General features: G+C 70.3%; 16 protein-coding genes. 9 read left to right on the top strand and 7 right to left on the bottom strand.

Annotated elements, in window-relative coordinates; all coding sequences use genetic code 11:
• Together AC0NH5_RS34340 and AC0NH5_RS34335 are read right to left on the bottom strand one after the other, a co-directional pair.
• The coding region (locus AC0NH5_RS34340; protein ID WP_474411162.1) for a tetratricopeptide repeat protein at positions 1-3,431 on the bottom strand (3,431 nt) is incomplete at its 3' end.
• Between the two features lie 602 nt (positions 3,432-4,033).
• Positions 4,034-4,159: a hypothetical protein gene (locus AC0NH5_RS34335; protein WP_474411160.1), complete on the bottom strand. Its 126-nt coding sequence runs from the start codon at positions 4,157-4,159 to the stop codon at positions 4,034-4,036.
• A 324-nt stretch (positions 4,160-4,483) separates the two neighbouring features.
• Between AC0NH5_RS34335 and AC0NH5_RS34330 the strand changes: the two genes are divergently transcribed.
• The gene (locus AC0NH5_RS34330) at positions 4,484-5,797 is read left to right on the top strand and encodes a TolB family protein (protein ID WP_474411159.1); all 1,314 of its coding nucleotides are present in this window, start codon (positions 4,484-4,486) and stop codon (positions 5,795-5,797) included.
• 74 nt (positions 5,798-5,871) lie between these two features.
• A complete protein-coding gene (locus tag AC0NH5_RS34325) occupies positions 5,872-6,096 on the top strand; it encodes a hypothetical protein (protein ID WP_474411158.1) in 225 nt (74 codons plus the stop codon).
• 15 nt (positions 6,097-6,111) lie between these two features.
• Here the strand turns inward: AC0NH5_RS34325 and AC0NH5_RS34320 are convergent, their stop codons facing one another.
• Genes AC0NH5_RS34320 through AC0NH5_RS34310 form a run of 3 tightly spaced genes read right to left on the bottom strand, consistent with a single transcriptional unit; the run spans position 6,112 to position 7,627 of the window.
• Positions 6,112-6,753 (bottom strand): GntR family transcriptional regulator, encoded by a 642-nt coding sequence (locus AC0NH5_RS34320; RefSeq protein ID WP_474411157.1) that lies wholly within the window; start codon positions 6,751-6,753, stop codon positions 6,112-6,114.
• A gap of 50 nt (positions 6,754-6,803) precedes the next feature.
• Positions 6,804-7,310, bottom strand: coding sequence for an SRPBCC domain-containing protein (locus AC0NH5_RS34315; protein WP_474411156.1), 507 nt, complete (start codon positions 7,308-7,310; stop codon positions 6,804-6,806).
• Positions 7,307-7,627, bottom strand: a complete 321-nt coding sequence (locus tag AC0NH5_RS34310) for an ArsR/SmtB family transcription factor (RefSeq protein WP_474411155.1) — start codon at positions 7,625-7,627, stop codon at positions 7,307-7,309. The genes AC0NH5_RS34315 and AC0NH5_RS34310 overlap by 4 nt, the downstream gene beginning before the upstream one ends.
• Before the next feature lie 99 nt (positions 7,628-7,726).
• Here AC0NH5_RS34310 and AC0NH5_RS34305 point away from each other — a divergent pair, with 99 nt between their 5' ends.
• The 6 genes from AC0NH5_RS34305 to AC0NH5_RS34280 all read left to right on the top strand — a co-directional run bounded on the left by AC0NH5_RS34305 (position 7,727) and on the right by AC0NH5_RS34280 (position 15,028).
• On the top strand, positions 7,727-9,307 hold the full coding sequence (locus tag AC0NH5_RS34305; protein WP_474411154.1) for an allophanate hydrolase: 1,581 nt from the start codon (positions 7,727-7,729) through the stop codon (positions 9,305-9,307).
• A complete protein-coding gene (biuH, locus tag AC0NH5_RS34300) occupies positions 9,304-9,996 on the top strand; it encodes a biuret amidohydrolase (protein WP_474411153.1) in 693 nt (230 codons plus the stop codon). The genes AC0NH5_RS34305 and biuH overlap by 4 nt, the downstream gene beginning before the upstream one ends.
• Before the next feature lies 1 nt (position 9,997).
• Positions 9,998-10,654, top strand: a complete 657-nt coding sequence (locus AC0NH5_RS34295) for a cysteine hydrolase family protein (RefSeq protein ID WP_474411152.1) — start codon at positions 9,998-10,000, stop codon at positions 10,652-10,654.
• Complete coding sequence (locus AC0NH5_RS34290) at positions 10,651-12,207, top strand: regulator (protein WP_474411151.1); 1,557 nt, start codon at positions 10,651-10,653, stop codon at positions 12,205-12,207. The genes AC0NH5_RS34295 and AC0NH5_RS34290 overlap by 4 nt, the downstream gene beginning before the upstream one ends.
• A 52-nt stretch (positions 12,208-12,259) precedes the next feature.
• Positions 12,260-12,643: an AtzH-like domain-containing protein gene (locus tag AC0NH5_RS34285; protein WP_474411150.1), complete on the top strand. Its 384-nt coding sequence runs from the start codon at positions 12,260-12,262 to the stop codon at positions 12,641-12,643.
• Positions 12,644-12,754: 111 nt separating this feature from the next.
• A complete protein-coding gene (locus AC0NH5_RS34280; protein WP_474411149.1) occupies positions 12,755-15,028 on the top strand; it encodes a galactose oxidase-like domain-containing protein in 2,274 nt (757 codons plus the stop codon).
• A 66-nt stretch (positions 15,029-15,094) separates the two neighbouring features.
• Here AC0NH5_RS34280 and AC0NH5_RS34275 read toward each other — a convergent pair whose 3' ends face one another.
• Positions 15,095-15,991 (bottom strand): glycosyltransferase family 2 protein, encoded by an 897-nt coding sequence (locus AC0NH5_RS34275; protein WP_474411148.1) that lies wholly within the window; start codon positions 15,989-15,991, stop codon positions 15,095-15,097.
• 121 nt (positions 15,992-16,112) lie between these two features.
• On the opposite strand from AC0NH5_RS34275, the gene AC0NH5_RS34270 reads away from it, so the two are divergent.
• Positions 16,113-16,991, top strand: a complete 879-nt coding sequence (locus AC0NH5_RS34270; protein ID WP_474411147.1) for an SDR family oxidoreductase — start codon at positions 16,113-16,115, stop codon at positions 16,989-16,991.
• Here the strand turns inward: AC0NH5_RS34270 and AC0NH5_RS34265 are convergent.
• Positions 16,984-17,673: a DNA-directed RNA polymerase II gene (locus AC0NH5_RS34265; RefSeq protein ID WP_474411146.1), complete on the bottom strand. Its 690-nt coding sequence runs from the start codon at positions 17,671-17,673 to the stop codon at positions 16,984-16,986. The two genes, AC0NH5_RS34270 and AC0NH5_RS34265, sit on opposite strands and share 8 nt — an antisense overlap.
• Positions 17,674-17,689: the final 16 nt, after the last annotated feature.

Below are 17,689 nucleotides of genomic sequence, written 5' to 3'. Positions count from 1 at the left end.
CAGGTAACCGCGGCCGAGCGGGCGTCACCGAGCCGCTCGTACACCGGCAGCTGGACCTCCTGGCGGATCCGCAACGCCTGGTCGTACTCACCCCGCCGGTACAGGATGTCGGCGATACTTCCCCAGGTGACCGCAGTTTCCCGGGTGTCACCGAGCCGCTCGAACACCGGCAGCTGGACCTCCTGGCGGATCCGCAACGCCTCATCCACCTCACCCCGCCGGTACAGGATGTCGGCGATACTTCCCCAGGTAACCGCGGCCGAGCGGGCGTCACCGAGCCGCTCGTACACCGGCAGCTGGACCTCCTGGCGGATCCGCAACGCTTCGTCGTACTCACCCCGCTGGTACAGGATGTCGGCGATATTTCCCCAGGTGACCGCGGTCGAACGGGCGTCACCGAGCCGCTCGAACACCGGCAGCTGGACCTCCTGACGGATCCGCAACGCCTCATCCACCTCACCCCGCTGGTACAGGATGTCGGCGATCTGACCCCAGGTAACCGCGGTCGAACGGGCGTCACCGAGCCGCTCGAACACCGGCAGCTGGACCTCCTGGCGGATCCGCAACGCCTCGTCGTACTCACCGCGCCGGTACAGGATGTCGGCGATCTCGCCCGAGGCGGCCGTTGCCTCACCTTCGGAGCCACCGGCAGTGAACATGTCCCGGGCCTGGGAAAGCAGCTGTTCGGCCCGGTCCGGCTGGCCGCGGGTAGCCACCAGCCGCGCGTATTCGGCGGTGACCCGCGCACGTTCCAGCACGGCGGCGCCGTCGGCGGTTGTGACGGCTCGCTCGTACAAGGCGACCGCGGTTTCACCGTCACCGCTGACCGTCGCCGCCTCCGCCGCCCAGCGCAACAGCAGCAGCGGGACAGGGCTGGTGTGCCGGTCGAGTACCGCGATCGATTCCTGTCCCAGCGTCAACGCCTGTGCGGCCGGGCCGGCCTGCAAAGCCCGTACCGCATCCGCGCCACACAACGCCACCACGGCCGGGTCGTCGGCCAGCACTGCCAGCCGGGTCAGCTGCAGATCCACCGCCCAATCCCAAACCTCCTGTGCGTCGGGGCCGCCCCAGGCGTGCAGCAACGGTTGCACCACCTCCGCCGCCCACTGTGCTCGCTCCGCATCGGTCAGCGGGGCCAACCGGCCCGCGGCCAGGGCGTTGACCGCGGTTGCAGGCGCCCGCTGATCGAGCACGTCGGGGAAGGTGTCGGCCAGCCCGAGCCCGCACAGACGTTGCGCCGACCCACCGGTGCGGGCCCCGAGCAGGCTGGTGACCGCGGCCGGCACCGGTAACTCGAACACACTCAGCGCGCGTAGCAGCGCGATGTGCGCAGCCCCCGCCTGCTCGATCAGCGCATCCAGGGCCAGTTTCTCCACGAACTCCCGGACCTCGACATCGTCGGGTAGATCACCGCGGTTGAGGTAGGCCTCGATCCCGGCCACCGCCCGCTGCGCCCGTGCCTGGTCGACCTGGTCGCTGTAGACCAGCCGCAACCCGACCAGATCCTGCAAACCCGGATTACCTCGGCTGACCACCACAGCCCGTTGCGCCAAACCCGCCCGTGCCTCACGCACCTCATCCGAGACTGCCGTGCGCTGCCGGGCCGCCAGCTTGCGTTGCGCGACCGGCGACAACGGCGTCAACTGCACCCCGGCCAGCCGCTTCTCCCAACCGTCGAAGGTGAACACGAACCGGCTGGTCACCACCAACCGGCTATCTCCCCGGTCCGGGTCGAACGCCCGCAACACCGCCTCCAGCACCGGCGCGAACTCGGCCGCCACCCGATGCGGGCCATCGGGCCGCTGCTGCAGGATCTGCTCCAGGTCATCGACGATCAACAGCAACGGCCGCTGCCCGTCGTTCCCCTTCTGAGCGCACGGACCGGACAGCAGATCCACCAGCACCGCCCGCAACGCCTCGGGCCGCTGCCGCACCTCGGCCCTACGTGACTCGATCAACGACCTGGCGCGCGGGTCGTCCTGCACCGCCGTGTCGATCGCGTCCAACACACCTAGAGCCGTGTAGTCGCCGAACACCACCGCCACCGCATGATCCGCGAATCTGTCGGCCAGCCGGGCCGCGAGACTCGACTTACCCAAGCGGCCCTGACCGTGCAACAGCACCCCGGCCCGGTCACCACCGCGCAGCGCTCGCAACGACTCGCGTATCTCCCGCCGCCGGCCGACGAACATCTCCGCCGTCGCCACCGGCACATGACTGCGTTTGATGTCCAGGAACGTTTTCGTCCCCCGCAACGCCGACACCATCTGCCGCTTCCGGGACCCGGCCACCACCTTGCCGCCTCCGGCCGGGCCCAGCCACACCCGGGCCAGATGCCAATCCGCCCGTAAACGCGCGTTGTCGCATGCCAGAACCTTGCGGCGGGCATCCCCGACCGCCGCCGGGAGGTCCTTACGCGACCCCAGCTGCTGGTACAGGTTCTGCGCGAACAGGGTCGCGGCGCCGTCGGTGACCGATCCGTCCCAGCCGATCACCGCCGGCACTCCCGCAGTCACCAACTCCGTCGCCAGCGAGTGCGCCACCGCCACCTCACCACCAGCACCGGCGGTGTCCACAGGCTCCAGATCCCGGGCACGGCGGCCAGGACCGGCCGGCAGATGCCCCGACGCGTCCGCACCCGACGCCGTCAAACATGCCGACACGAACATCAACCGCGGCACCTCCGGCAACACGTCGACCAGGTCCGCCGCCGTGGTCGGCCGTTCCTCGCCGACCTCGTCCTCCAACATCAACACCGGCACCCGCGGCCCACCCGCAGGCGGCTGCCAGTTGTTCACCCCATGGCACGACAGATGCAGCACCGGCAACCCGCCCAGGTCAGCCCACCGCAACCCCAGCTGCTCCGGATCACCGGTGTCCTCGACCACCAGATCCACGCGGGTGTCGCCGACCGCGGTCAGGATCGCCGACTCCTCGGCCTCGAAATCCAGCTCGGCCTGGCCTCGGGGGGCCGAGGCCATGAACATCAACCCCAGCCGGAACCCGTCCGGTTCCGGCGCCGCCGCCGGGGTTCCCAAGCGGCGGATCACCTCGAACCGGCGCAACCGATCCGCCGCCAGAAACCCGCCCTCACCGGCCAGAATCTCCCACGGCGCCCGCAAGACCGCCCACCCCGCCTGCGACGGCGACAACGGCGCCTGCACCTCGAACACCAGCGGACTCGTCGGCTGCTCGAGCAGACGCTTCAGCTGACCCTGATCGCCGTCAAGCCAGTCGAACAACTCCCGACCCAGCTCGATGAACACCCCGTCATCCGCACCCGCGTGCACCGCACGCACATACCGGGCCGCGACACCCCGCAACAACTCCACATCCACGCCGGACAACAACCGGCGAGATCCCACCCGCACCCCGCCGGCCACCAGCTCAAACGCGGCACCATCCAGCATCAGGCCCGACACCACCCCCACGGCAACCTCCCATGTACGGGCAGCCCCGAGGCAGACAACGGCCACCACTCCCACAACAAAACTGACGGACAGCCACCAGACCAGCTCACCCCCGCCACCCACCAGCCGAGAACCGCACACTGCCGCGCCGCTTCGCGGCTTGCCTCGACTCTGGTGGTCGGGCCGGGGGGGCGCCGCTTTCCTCCTCTGTGCCGGCCATCGCCCGGCACCCGTGAGTCCCGCGAACTGATTGCCGCTCCACGGCCCTGCCGCGACCGCAGGGCTGGCCTGCCATCACCCGAGCTCCCCGAGCACACCACCCATACGTCGTCCGACCGGCCGGGTCGAGCCCGGCCACTCTGCCGCACAGCTCCCTGATCGACAGTGGCCTTGTCGATCAGGGAGCCGCCGTTGAGGGTTGTCTCCCGGCTCGGCAGGCAGGCAGGCAGGATCCACAGGCAGCCGGGTGATCGACAAGGCAGCGGAGTGCCGGCCGGCTGTGCCTGAGCGCTGCCAAGCCACCGGTCCGCCAGGTTGTCGAAGAGCCGGCCCCGGCCGACGGTCACTGGCTGCCGAACAGACCTCGTCCGGGTCGAGGCGCCGCGTGAGCACGGGCTCACGGGTCAGACCCACAGACCTGGAAGGCGCTCCTGGAGCGTTGAGACGATGCGTGACAAGCCGGCGTTGAGATCGTCGCCGAGGTCGCCGATCTGAAGCAGCGACGCCGCCAGACACTCATCCCACTTCACCACCGCAGTGGATCACCGCCGAATGCCGTGATCGGCGTCGGCCAGAGGGGGGCTGTCACGGTGACGCCCTTTCGGTCACGCGCCAGAACGGGGCACCGTGTTCCTGGCCATGCCATCCGAAGCCGTCGGCGACGTCGTCGAGCCGGCGGTGGCGGCGAACCGGGCTGCCCCCACCGGAGGTCTCCCAGTCACTAGGGTGAGTTCGCCGGAGTGACCTTGCTCCGGCCTCTGGCTGCTCGTTCAGCCCTCTCCGTCGATCCCATACCGGCTGTCGGCAGACCGGGCCGGCGTCGCAGCCGGAGCACATGGGGGAGGGTAAGAAAGTTGAAGTCTGCAATCAGGTGGATCACCGCCACCGCAGTGTTCTCCACCGCGGTGCTCGCAGCACCGCCCGCGGCCACGGCCGCTGACGTCCCGGTGGCGCGCGTGAGCAACGGCCTCGACGGTGCCGAGGGCCGGGGCAACAGCACCACCGCGACGATGTCCGCCGACGGACGGGTCTTCGCCTTCGTGTCAGACGCCACCAACCTGGTGGACGCGCCGCCCGCTTCCGCGCAGCTGTACGTTCGTGAGGGCCTGACCGGGCCGGTCAGGCGGGTCAGCGTGGCGTCCGACGGCGCATCCGCCAACGCGAGGATCGGCTCGGCGGCGTTGTCGGCGGACGGGCGCTACGTGACCTTCGACTCCATCGCCACGAACCTGGTGGACGGGGACACCAACGCGGTGTCCGACGTCTTCGTCCACGACCGGCAGACCGGCGCGACGACGCGCGTCAGCGTCGGGGCCGACGGCGTTCAGGGCGACGGGGAGAGTGTCACGCCGAGCATCTCGGCGACCGGGCGGTTCGTCGTCTACACGTCGAAGGCGACCAACCTGGCCGCGCCGTCGCCGGTCACGGGTCTGCGGGTGCTGGTCCACGACCGGGACAGCGGGACCACGACCGAGGCCAGCATCCGGCACGACGGCAGTGCCGGCAGTGTCAACTACGGCGCGGCGACCATCTCCGCCGACGGGCGGTACATCGCCTTCGGTTCGCACACCCGAGGGCTCTTCCCGGGTGACACCGCCGGCTCGATCTATTCGGCTTTTGTCCGTGACATGCAAACCGGCACCACCAAGCGCATCAACGGGCGTACGCCCGGGCGGATGCTGGTCGCTTTCGGCAGTGCCGTGTCGATTTCTGCCGACGGCAACTATGTGGCGTTCAACGCGGCCTTCTCCGGGCTTGCCGCGAACGACTCCACCACTCAGGTCCTGCGGTACGAGCGGATGACCGGCCGTCTCGAGCTCGTGAGCGCTGGACTGACCGCAGCCGCCGGTGACAAGAGCAGCGGCTCGCTCAGTGGCAGCGGACCGGCGATCTCGGGCAACGGTAAGCGGATCATGTTCGTCAGCGACGCGACGAACCTCATCGCGAAGGACACCAACGGCAAGGCGGACGTCTTCGTCCGGGACATGGCCCGCCGGACGACGGAGCGGATCAATTCGGTCGGGGCCGTGGAGTCCACCTGGGCCTTCTCGTCGGTGCAGCGCGGCGCCCTCGCCGGTGACGGTTCGGCCGCCATCTTCGACACCAAGCATCCGCTGGTTCCCGGTGACCCGTTCACCACCCACGTCTACCTGCGCACCCTCGGCTGACACCGCGCGCCAGTGGTTCCGGCGCAAGTCTGGACCGGCCGGAATCACTGGCGCCGGCACCGCACACTGCGTGCATGGGAACCATCCAAGATCCGAACCCCGACCGCGACTGGCTCAAACGCAGCTATGTCGACACCAGCAACAGCCCGTTCTCCGTCGACACCCAGACAGAGATGATGGGTCGCCTCGCCGAGGGCACCGGAGGCACCAGCGCGATGCGTGCCGTCATGCGCGTCACCGCCTGGATCGGCCTGGCCGGGATGTTCTTGTCGATTCTGGCCGGGATCCTGAAGGGGTGAAGCCGGCGAGGTGCCTCAAGCCAGATAAGTACGGGCGCCGTGCGCGGAAAGCGCTTCGAGCACAGAGTTTGCGTCGCCGTTCTCGATGGCGGTGTAAAGGCGTTCGTGGCGCAGCACGCCGTCCTCGGCCCGCGCAGTCTCGGCCTCGCGGCGCATGTTGACCGCCATGTAGAGCTGGATCTTCACGAGAACGGTCTCGTAGAGGGCAGTCAGCTGCCGGTTGCCGCTCAACGCCACCACCTCGACGTGGAACCGCCGGTGGGCGTTGGCCAGTTCCAGACGGTCGCCGGCCCCGGTCGCCGCCCGGATGCTCTCCAGGGCGGATCGCAGCCGGCTCAGATCGGGAGACGCTGAAGCCGGCGCCGAGCTGATCGCATGACGTTCCAGCACGTCGCGGACCTCGTACAGCTCACGCACGTCGTCGGCGGAGAGGGTGGCTACGCGGGCGCCGCGGCGCGGGATGTGCTCGACCAGGCCCTGTTCGGCGAGGAGGCGCATCGCCTCGCGCAAGGGGGCGCGGCTGATGCCGAGGCGGCGGGTGAGCTGCTCCTCGACCAGGCGTTCACCGGGGTCGTTGCGGCCGCTGAGGATGTCGCTGCGCAGGCGGTCGACGGCCAGCTCGACGAGACTGTAGGTCTCCAGCTGTCCGTCGCTCACCCGGGCAAGTCTGCCAGCCGGGCCCGTCCCGGCCGCCGTCGGGCCGCTGGTCAGGCTTCGGCCAGCACCTTGCCGGTCTCCAGCAGCGACTTGAGGTCGCTGAGCACCCAGGCCCAGCCGCCGCCACCGTCGCCGCCCGCCTCGGGGGTGCCCTGGACCATGGTGGCGTGCGCCGGCGCGCCGGTCAGCTCGTGGGTGACGGTCACCCGGCAGACGCCGGGGCCGGAGTCCTCGATCTCGTAGGTCAGCGTGGTGAACGGCTCCGCCGCGAGGGCCGGGTCCATCAGGATCCGCCAGGTCTGCACCAGCCGGCGGGGCGGCTCGGCCTCGAGGATCTCGCCTTCGCCGATGACGTCCGGAACGTGCCAGCCCTGCGCCGCGGAGTAGTCCTTCATCTCCTGGCTGGCCGTCGAGTGGTACTTGCCGCCCTTCTTGAGCTCGTAGAACTGGGGCGCCGCGTAGCCGTAGCGCGCGTTCCATTCGGGGTCGGTGATCGCGGTCCAGATCTTGTCGGCGGAAGCTTTGATCCAGATGCGGTGGACCTGCGTCGTGCTCATGACTCGTCCTCCAGGGTGCGTTTCAGGTCGATGAGTGCCGTGACGTGGTGCTCGGTGTACTTGTCGATCCACCGGTCGTGGATCTGCCGGATGGGGACGGCGTTGAGGAAGTGCAACTTCTCGCGGCCGGAACGGCGCACGACGACGAGCCCCGCCTCCTCGAGCACCTTCAGGTGCTTGGCGACGCCGAATCGGGTCATCTCCAGCTTCGACTCCAGTTCGGTGAGCGTGCGGCCGTCACGCGCGAAGAGCAGGTCGAGCAGGAAACGACGGCTGGGGTCGGCCAGTGCCTTGAACACCCGGTCGTCGTCGGTCATGACGCCAAGTTATGTGACCATCTGGTCACATGTCAATGGGAAATCGTCACGTTACACAACGCGATCCTTGCTGAAACCAAGTTGTCGACAATCGACGATGTGGATACACACGAGATCGACGATCGGGGCGTCTGGATCAGCCGGTTCCCGGCCGCCGAGTTGCACGCGCGGGCGTCCGAAATCGATCCCTCGCTGCCACTGGCCGGGGTGACCTTCGCGGTCAAGGACAACATTGACGTCGCCGGGCTGCCGACGACCGCCGGCTGCCCCGACTTCGCCTATCTGCCGGCCTCCAGCGCGCCGGTGGTGCGCCGTCTGACCGCGGCCGGGGCGATCGTCGTCGGCAAGACCAACCTGGACCAGTTCGCGACCGGGCTGACCGGGGCGCGCTCGCCGTACGGCACGCCGGAGAGCGTGTTCGGCGGCGGGCTGATCGCCGGGGGCTCCAGCTCGGGCTCGGCTGTCGCTGTCGCGAACGGATCCGTGGCGTTCGCGCTCGGCACGGACACCGCCGGGTCCGGCCGGGTGCCGGCGGCGCTCAACGGGATCGTCGGGGTGAAGCCGACGCGGGGGTTGCTCAGCACGCTCGGTGTGGTGCCGGCGTGCCGGTCGCTGGACTGCGTGTCGGTGTTCGCCCGGGACACTGCCATGGCGGAGCGGGTCATGCGGGTGGCGCGCGGGCCGGAACGTGCCGATCCGTGGTCACGCACCGGCGACCGGCCGGTGATCGCGGACCCGCGGATCGGGGTGCCGGAGAGTTTGGACTTCTTCGGCGACACCGGGCAGGAGAAGGCGTTCGCCCGGGTCGCCGGTGATGCCACCGTGGACGTCACGCCGCTGCTGGAGGCTGGTGACCTGCTTTATCGCGGCCCGTGGGTGGCGGAGCGGCTGGCCGATCTCGGCGACTTCCTGCGGAGCCGGCCCGATTCGGTGCTGTCGGTGACCCGGCGCGTGCTGGAGACCGGGCTCGGGTTCACCGCTGTCGACGCCTTCCGGGCGCAGCACCGGCTCCAGGAGTTGCGCGCGGCGACCGCCCGCCTCTGGGAGCGGATCGACGTGCTGGCGCTGCCGACGATCGGGACCACGTTCACGCACGCGGAGATCGCCGAGGATCCGATCGGGCACAACCTGACGCTGGGGCGGTACACGCAGTTCGCGAACCTTCTCGACCTGGCCGCGGTGACGGTGCCGAACGGGTTCACCGCGGACGGGCGGCCCGCCTCGCTGACGCTGTTCGGCCCGGCGTTCAGCGACAGCACCCTGATGAAGCTGGCCCGCTCGCTGCCGGTCGAGGACACCATCACGATCGCCGTGGCCGGCCTGCACCTCAGCGGCGAGCGCCGCAACGGCGAACTCCTGGAGCGCGGCGGCACGCTGCTCGGCGCGGCCCGCACCGCCTCCCGTTACCGGATGTACGAACTGCCCGCCGGCGCCCCCGGTCTGGTCCGGGTGGACGAGGGCGGCGCGGCCCTGGAGGTCGAGCTGTGGCAGCTGCCGGCCGCGAAGGTCGGCGGCTTCCTCGCGGGCATCCCGGCGCCGCTCTCGCTGGGCCGGCTGGAGCTGGCGGACGGCAGCGAGGTGACCGGCTTCCTCTGCGAGGCGTACGCGGTGCGCGGCGCCCCGGACATCACCGCCGGCGGCGGCTGGCGGAATCACCGTCTGAAGGGATCTGACTCATGACCGCACGCATCGGGCCGGTGCAGGCCGCCCCGTACGCCTGGCCCTACGACGACTCGGTCTCGGTGGACCGGATCGCGCTGCTCTGCATCGACTGGCAGACCGACTTCTGCGGGCCCGGCGGATATGTCGACGCCATGGGCTACGACATCGGGCTGACCCGAGCCGGGCTGCCGGCCACCGCGAAACTGCTGTCGCACGTCCGTGAGCTGGGCATGCTGGTGATCCACACTCGGGAGGGACACGATCCCGACCTCTTTGACCTGCCGGCGAACAAGCGCTGGCGGTCCGCCCGGATCGGCGCGGAGATCGGTGGCCAGGGTCCCTGCGGCCGGATTCTGATCAAGGGTGAGCCGGGCTGGGAGATCGTGCCCGAGGTGGCCCCGGCACCCGGCGAGGTCGTGATCGACAAGCCGGGAAAGGGCGCGTTCTACGCCACCAACCTCGACCTGGTGCTGCGGACGCACGGCATCACCCACCTGATCCTCACCGGCATCACGACGGACGTCTGCGTCCACACGACCATGCGGGAGGCCAACGACCGCGGGTACGAGTGCCTGATCCTCAGTGACTGCACCGGGGCCACCGATCCGTCCAACCACACCGCCGCGCTGCACATGGTCACCATGCAGGGCGGCGTCTTCGGCTGCGTCGCCACCTCGGACGACGTGATAGCGGCAACGGGAGCCTGACATGCCGACGGTCGATGCGACACCGCACCCCTTCACCTTCGATCTCGATTCCACCGCGCTGCTGGTCATCGACATGCAGCGGGACTTCTTGCTGCCCGGCGGCTTCGGGGAGTCGCTCGGCAACGACGTCTCCCGGCTCCGCCGCACGATCGCGCCGCTGACCGCGCTGCTGGCGGCCTGGCGCGCCGCGGGTCTCCCGGTCATCCACACGCGGGAGGGGCATCTCCCCGACCTGTCCGACTGCCCGCCGGCCAAACTGCGGCGCGGGCCGATGATCGGCCGGGAGGGCGCCTTCGGCCGGGTCCTGGTCCGCGGCGAGTACGGCCACGACATCATCGACGAGCTCCAGCCGGCCGGCGCGGAGGTCGTGATCGACAAGCCCGGCAAGGGCGCCTTCCACGCCACGGACCTCGCCGAGATCCTCGAGAAGTCCGGTGTCGAGTCGCTGATCGTCACCGGCGTCACCACCGAGGTCTGTGTGCACACCACGGTCCGGGAGGCGAACGACCGTGGCTACGAGTGTCTGGTCCTCGCCGACTGCGTGGGCTCCTACTTCCCCGAGTTCCAGCAGGCCGGCCTCCGGATGATCGCCGCGCAGGGCGGCATCTTCGGCTGGGTCGCCGAGTCACCGGCCGTCATCAAGGAGGTCACCCGATGAGAACCGCTTACTGGGTGCGCGGCGACACCAACGCCTTCTTCGGATTCGGCGTCAACGTCCTGGTCAATGTGCTCACCCTCACCGGCCTCTGCCTGGCCGTGATCCGGATGCCGGCCGGCGACGTCTTCGGCGTGATCCTGCCGGCGCTCGGCATCGCCCTGGTCGCCGGGAACGTGTATTACACCTTCCTGGCCCGGCGCCTGGCCGCGCGGGAGAACCGTACCGACGTCACTGCCCTTCCGTACGGCCCGAGCGTCCCGCACATGTTCATCGTGATCTTCGTGATCATGCTGCCGATCTACCTGACCACCAGGGACCCGATCGCGGCGTGGACGGCCGGCATCGCCTGGGCGTTCATCATCGGCGTCATCGTGCTGATCGGCGCCTTCGTGGGGCCCCACATCCGCAAGTACACGCCGCGGGCGGCCCTGCTGGGCACGCTGGCCGGCATCTCGATCACGTTCATCTCGATGAACCCGGCCGGCACCATGTGGAACTACGCGTGGATCGCCCTGCCGGTCCTCGGCCTGCTGCTGATCGGCCTGCTCACCGACGTGAAGCTGCCGTGGAACCTGCCGATCGGCCTGGTCGCGCTGCTGGTCGGCACCGCGATCGGCTGGATCGGCGGCGCCATGTCGGTGCCCGACGTGACCAGCGCCGCGCGGGACATCGCGTTCGCCTTCCCGCACCTGAAAGTCGACCTGCTGATCGACGGCCTGCGGGACCTGGCGCCGCTGCTGGCCACCGCGATCCCGCTCGGCGTCTACAACTTCACCGAGGCGATGACCAACGTGGAGAGCGCGGCCACCGCCGGCGACCGGTACAACCTGCGCAGCGTGCTGCTGGCCGACGGCGCCGGCGCGGTGATCGGCTCCTGTCTCGGGTCGCCGTTCCCGCCCGCCGTCTACGTCGGGCACCCGGGCTGGAAGGCGGCGGGTGGGCGTACGGGATATTCCATGGCGACCGGCGTGGTGATCGCGCTGCTCTGTTTCTTCGGGTTGTTCGGTCTGCTCGGCGCGATCTTCCCGACGGCGGCGATCGTCCCGATCCTGCTCTACATCGGACTGCTGATCGGCGCCCAGGCGTTCCAGGCCACACCCCGGGCGCATGCGGCGGCGGTGGTGGCCGCGCTGATCCCGAACATCGCCTCCTGGGCCACCGGCCAGATGGACAACGCGCTGGCCGCGGCGGGCACCTCGGCCGCGCAGGTCGGCACCGAGGCGCTGGCCGGCGCGGGCGTCGTCTACGACGGTCTGAAGACGCTCGGCCAAGGCGCCATCCTGGCCGGCCTGGTGCTCGGCGCGATCGTCGCCTTCATCATCGACAAGCGGTTCTGGCACGCCGCGATCTTCTCGGCGAGCGGCGCGCTGCTCACCTTCGTCGGGCTGATCCACGCGGAGAAGGTGCAGTTCAACGCGGACGGCCCGGTCACGCTCGGATATCTGTTCCTCACCGGTGTCTGCGTCCTCTTTGCGCTCGGCCGGCACACCCCGCGCGAACCCGAGCCGGACGAGGTCCCCGCCGAGCCCGAGTTGGCTCCCACCGGCAGATGACACGATCCGGTGCGGTCCCCGAGCGGGACCGCACCGGCGAGAGGAGATGTTCGTGGAGAGAGACCTGCCGGAGGTCATCGCCGAGGTAACCGCCGCGTTCGAGGCCTACGAACGCGCGCTGGTCCGCAACGACGTCGACGGCATTCTCGCCTTCTTCGCGGCCGAGGCGGTCCGGTTCGGCGTCGCCGACCAGCAGACCGGGATCGAGGAGCAGGCCAGGTGGCGGCGCGCGCAGGGTGGCCTGCCGCCGGGCCGTTTCCTCAAGAACACGACGATCAGCGGGTACGACCGGAGCACAGCGATCGTGACCACCCTGTTCGGATATCCCGGCAGCGACGTGCTGGGTCGCCAGTCGCAGACCTGGGTCCGCCTTCCCGAGGGCTGGCGGATCGTCACCGCGCACGTCTCGGAGCCCCGCCATCAGTTCCACGCCTGAGACCCGGCGCAGCGACGGGACGGTTGCGTCCTATACTCCCCGGTGCGATCGGCCGGTGTCGTTGGAATCTCCTGTCGACGCGCCCATCATGCTGCGCGGTCAGGAGCGGGAATGGTTCGTGGGAAGTCGCACCGGCTGGCGGCGGGCGCCGTCGTCACGGTCACCGTCGCGGGGGCTCTCGCGCTGCAGATGGGTGCCTCGGTGTTCGCGGAGACCGAACCCACGCCGGGCAACTCGCGGCCGGCCGGCGCCACCCAGGTGACCGTCGGGTCGGGCCGGATCGCGCTGAACCAGCCCGCCGACCCGTACCTCGCGAAGGTCGTTCCCTCGGCGAATGCCCACGTCACCGGCATGTACTCGGCGCCGGTGACGTGGCCGGTCATCGGCATCCACCTGGCGCTGCTGCCGAACGGCCACGTGGTGAGCTACGGGACGCCGCCGGGCGTCGCACAGCAGGCCGGCTTCACCTACGCCGACTGGAACCCGGCGGCCGGTGTTGCCACCGGCGCGCACCGGGTGACCACGTCGATGCATCAGTACGACGCCTTCTGCAACTCGCTGGAGCGACTGCCCGACGGCCGGCTGCTGATGGTGGGCGGCAACTCGGTCAGCGCGACCATGATCTACGACCCGGCGACCGGCGGGCAGACGATGGGCGCCCCGCTCAATCGGCAACGGTGGTACGCCTCGGTGCTGCGCCTGCCCGACGACCGGATGCTGGCCCTCGGCGGCGGCAACTCCTACAACGTCGACGCCTTCCGCAAGCCGGACGACAACTCCACCGTGGCCACCGTCCCGGAGATCAGCACGGGCACCGGCCGGTGGACCACGCTCACCGGCGCGGACAGCACGATGGCGTTCGGCGCGCGGGACAACCGCTGGTGGTACCCGCGGGCGTACGTCGCACCCGACGGCAAGGTCTTCGGTGTCTCGTACGATCGCCTCTGGAAGCTCGACCCGGCAGGCGCCGGACGGATCACCGCGCTCGGGACGCTGCCGGCGCCGATCGGCGCCTCCGGCTCCTCGGTGATGTACGCCCCCGGAAAGCTGTTGTTCGCCGGCGGCGGCCAGTACAACAACGGGACCAGCCAGGTCGCCACCGACCGGGCCACGCTGGTCGACATCAACCGCCCGCAACCGTCGGTCACGGCGACCACCGCCATGCGGCTCGCCCGCAACTGGCTGAATCTGACCGTCCTGCCCACCGGTGAGGTGCTGGCCAACGGCGGCACCCGGGTCGGCACCCAGGCGGGCGCGGCGAACTCCACCTACGACTCGGAGATCTGGAACCCGGCTACCGGCAGGTGGCGCAACGCCGCCACGGCGAAGCGGATCCGCAGTTACCACTCCGGCGCGCTGCTGCTGCCCAGCGGCTCGGTGCTGACCGCCGGCGGCGGGGTGCCGGGGCCGGCGGACAACTTCGACGCCGAGGTCTACTACCCGCCGTACCTGTTCACCAAGGGCACCGACGGCCGGGCGCGCTGGGCGTCGCGTCCGCAGATCACCGGCATCAGCGGCTCGCTGGCGTACGGCCGCACGGTGTCGCTGAGCCTCGCCGACAGTCGCAAGCTGGCGTCGCTGTCGCTGATCCGGGCCGGCAACGTCACCCACTCGTACAACACCGATCAGCGCCGGGTGCCGTTGACGTTCCGGCAGAACGGCACCACCGTGACCGCGACGATGCCGGCCGACGCGAACCTGTTGCCGCCGGGTTCGTACCTGCTCTCCGGGGTGGACAGCCGCGGCGTGCCGACGCCCGCCCAGACCGTCACGATCAAGCGGTCCGGAACGGGCACCGTCACCGTGTACGAGAAGGACCGCACCGCCGCGGACTTCGCCGGCCCGGTCACGAAGGTGCGGTTCCCGGTCACCGACGGCTACCTCCGGGCGGGTGCGAGCCTGCGGGTCGAGGCGGCCGACCGCGCCGGGATCGCCGGCGCCGAGCTGTTGATCAACGGTAAGCTCGCCGCCCGCGCCGGAGCCTTCCCCAGCGGAGGCGGTGCCGCGCTGCGCTGGAGCACCACGGCGAAGGACGGCACGGCGACGATGACGGTGCGGGTGCGGGACCGGCTGAACAACGTCACGGAGATCGTTCGCAAGGTGCGCGTCGACAACCGCAGACCGAAGGTACGGATCACCGGCGCACCGAAGAACAACAGCAAGCTGCGCGGCACGGTGAAGATCGCCGCCGCCGCCTCCGACCAGTACGGCATCAACCGGGTCGAGCTGCTGGTCAACGGCAAGGTGGTGGCCGGCGACCGGAAGGCCGTCTACCGGCTGACGCTCAACCCGAAGAGGTACGGCAAGAAGTTCACCGTGCAGCTGCGCACGTACGACCGCGCCGGGAACGCCGGGTACAGCGGGAAACGCACCTATCGCCGCTGAGCAGCCGTCCCGCATGACTCGGAGTTCTCAGGGCTGTTCCCGGGCGTGCCGGGAACAGCCCGGTTCTCAGCCGACGTAGCGGCGCGCGGTCGACCGGCGCTGCGTCTCGTCCAGCGGGCTGAGCCGCGCCTCGACCAGCGGCGGCCGCGGGCGGCGCTCGGCGATGAGCCAGCCCAGGCCCCGCAGCGCGTCCAGGGCACCCAGCACCGAGGTGCGGTCCCGGGGCACGGTGCGCGCCAGGAACGCGGTCCGGCGCAACGCGGGACCGACCGGGCGGCGCAGCCAGGTGAACCAGAGCGTGTTGCGCAGACCCACCCGGCGCCGGTGCCGGGAGTCGCGCAGCTGCGACGCCCGGTGGTGGACGGTCAGCTCCTCGAGGTAACAGATCTCCCAGCCCGCGGAGAGCAGATCGGTGGCGAGCAGCTCCTCCTCGCCGCCGAGCCACAGCCGCTCGCTGAACCCGCCGGCCGCCTCGAACGCGTCCCGGCGCACCACTGAGGCACCGGCCAGGAAACTGCCCAGCGCCGGGCCGGGCAGCCAGTCCGGGCCGGGCACAGGCGAGTGCCGCAGCTCCGCCACGATCGGATCCTCGACGCCTGCGGGCTCCACCACGATGCGAGCGTTGACCAGCGCGAGCCGGGGGCAGGCGTCGAGCACGTCGGCGGCGCGGGACAGCGAGCCGGGACCCCACCAGGTGTCGTCGTCGCAGAACGCGACGTACGGCGTGCGGAGCAGCCGTACCCCGATGTTGCGGCCCACCGCGCCGAGGTTCTCGCTCAGGGCGACCAGCTCGACGGCCGGGAACTGCTCCCGGACAGCGTCCGCGGTCCCGTCCGTGGAGCCGTTGTCGACCAGCACCACGTGCGGACGTTCCGGCAGCTCGCTCAGCCGTTGCAGACAGGCGAGCGCCTCGTCTCGTCGTTGCCAGGTGATGACGACGACGCCCACCCGCGGATCCCCCATGAAATGCCTCCTCGTGACCGGCGCCTGAGTTACCCCGGAATCCGCTGTTCGCACCTGGTTATTCGAGGCCGGGCCGGGAAAACGGGTGAACGTTCGTCGGCGCGAGTTTCGAGGAGGCGTTGTGGGCGTCGATCCCCGCAGTCAGTACCCCAAGCCCGAGCTGGACGGTGGCGACCTGGAGCCGCCGGGCCTGACCTCGGAGATGCCCGACAAGCCGGACCACGGCGAGCAGAGCTATCAGGGCAGCGGCCGGCTGACCGGGCGCAAGGCGGTGATCACCGGCGGCGACTCCGGGATCGGCCGCGCGGTGGCGATCGCGTTCGCCCGGGAAGGCGCCGACGTGCTCATCTCCTACCTGCCCGAGGAGGAGTCGGACGCGCAGGACACCGTCGGCTGGATCCAGAAGGCCGGGCGGAAGGCGGTGGCCGTACCCGGGGACATCCGGGACGAGGCGCACTGCCGGACCATCATCGAGACGGCCCGGACCGAGCTCGGCGGCGTGGACATCCTGGTCAACAACGCCGCGTACCAGCTGATGCAGCCGGGCGGGATCATCGACATCACCGACGAGCAGTTCGACCGGGTGATGAAGACCAACCTGTACGCGATGTTCTGGCTCTGCCGGGCCGCGGTGCCGTTGATGCAGCCGGGCGCGACGATCATCAACACGGCGTCGATCCAGGCGTACCTGTCGTCCAGCGCGCTGCTCGACTACGCCACCACCAAGGGTGGCATCGTGGCGTTCACCAAGGCGCTCGCCGAGGACCTGGCGGACAAGGGCATCCGGGTCAACGCGGTGGCGCCCGGCCCGATCTGGACACCGCTGATCCCGGCCACCATGACCGAGGAGAAGGTGAAGTCGTTCGGCAGCGACACCCCGCTCGGCCGGGCCGGTCAGCCCGCCGAGCTGGCGCCGGCGTACGTGTACTTCGCGAGCGGCGAGTCGAGTTACACCACCGGCGAGGTGCTCGGCGTCACCGGCGGCAAGCCGGTCAGCTGAACAACCCGGTCACCCAGTGGAAGGCGTCCATCACCCACTCGGTCTGCTGCAGATGGGCGAACCCGACGCCGACCAGGAAGATCCCGGCGATCATGTGGGAGCCGCGGGCGGTGTGCCGCTGCCGGCCCATCTGCCGCTCCAGCACCAGGCGGCCGACCAGACGGGACAGCGCGAACACGCCCGCGGCCACGCACACCGCCACCAGGAAGACGATCGCCGCCGTGGTGAAGTTGCCCTCTGACGAGAGCACCCAGATGCCCCAGCAGACGAAGGCGAAGATCAGCGCGGCGTTGGACCACTCGCTGCCCCGGCGCAGCCGGCGGATGTGCCAGCTCAGGCTCTGCGGCTCGCGCGGCGCCCGGCCGGACTCCTCCGGCCAGCCGGTGCCGGTCGGCTCGTGCTCGGCACTGAACTGCTGGGTGCGCGGCGTGACCTGGGCCCGGCCGCGGCTGAACGGCGACTGCTCGGGCGCCGGGGACTGCGGCGCGTGCGGCTGCTGGCCGTGCGGGGGCTGATTGGGCTCGGGTGCGCCGAAAGACCTGGTGGGCGGCGCCTGCGAGGCGCCCCGCGGCGTGCCGGACGGTGTGGTGGGCGGGACCGCCTGTGCCGTCGGCTGGTCGGCCCACGGGTCCTGCGGCGGCATGTCGAGCGTCCGCTCCGACCACTGCGGTTGCTCAGGCATCGTTCCCCTCTCGGCC

Source organism: Actinoplanes sp. 13 (assembly GCF_056134165.1).
The sequence above is the reverse complement of the archived record's forward strand: the minus strand, read 5'-3'. Positions and strand labels throughout refer to the sequence as shown.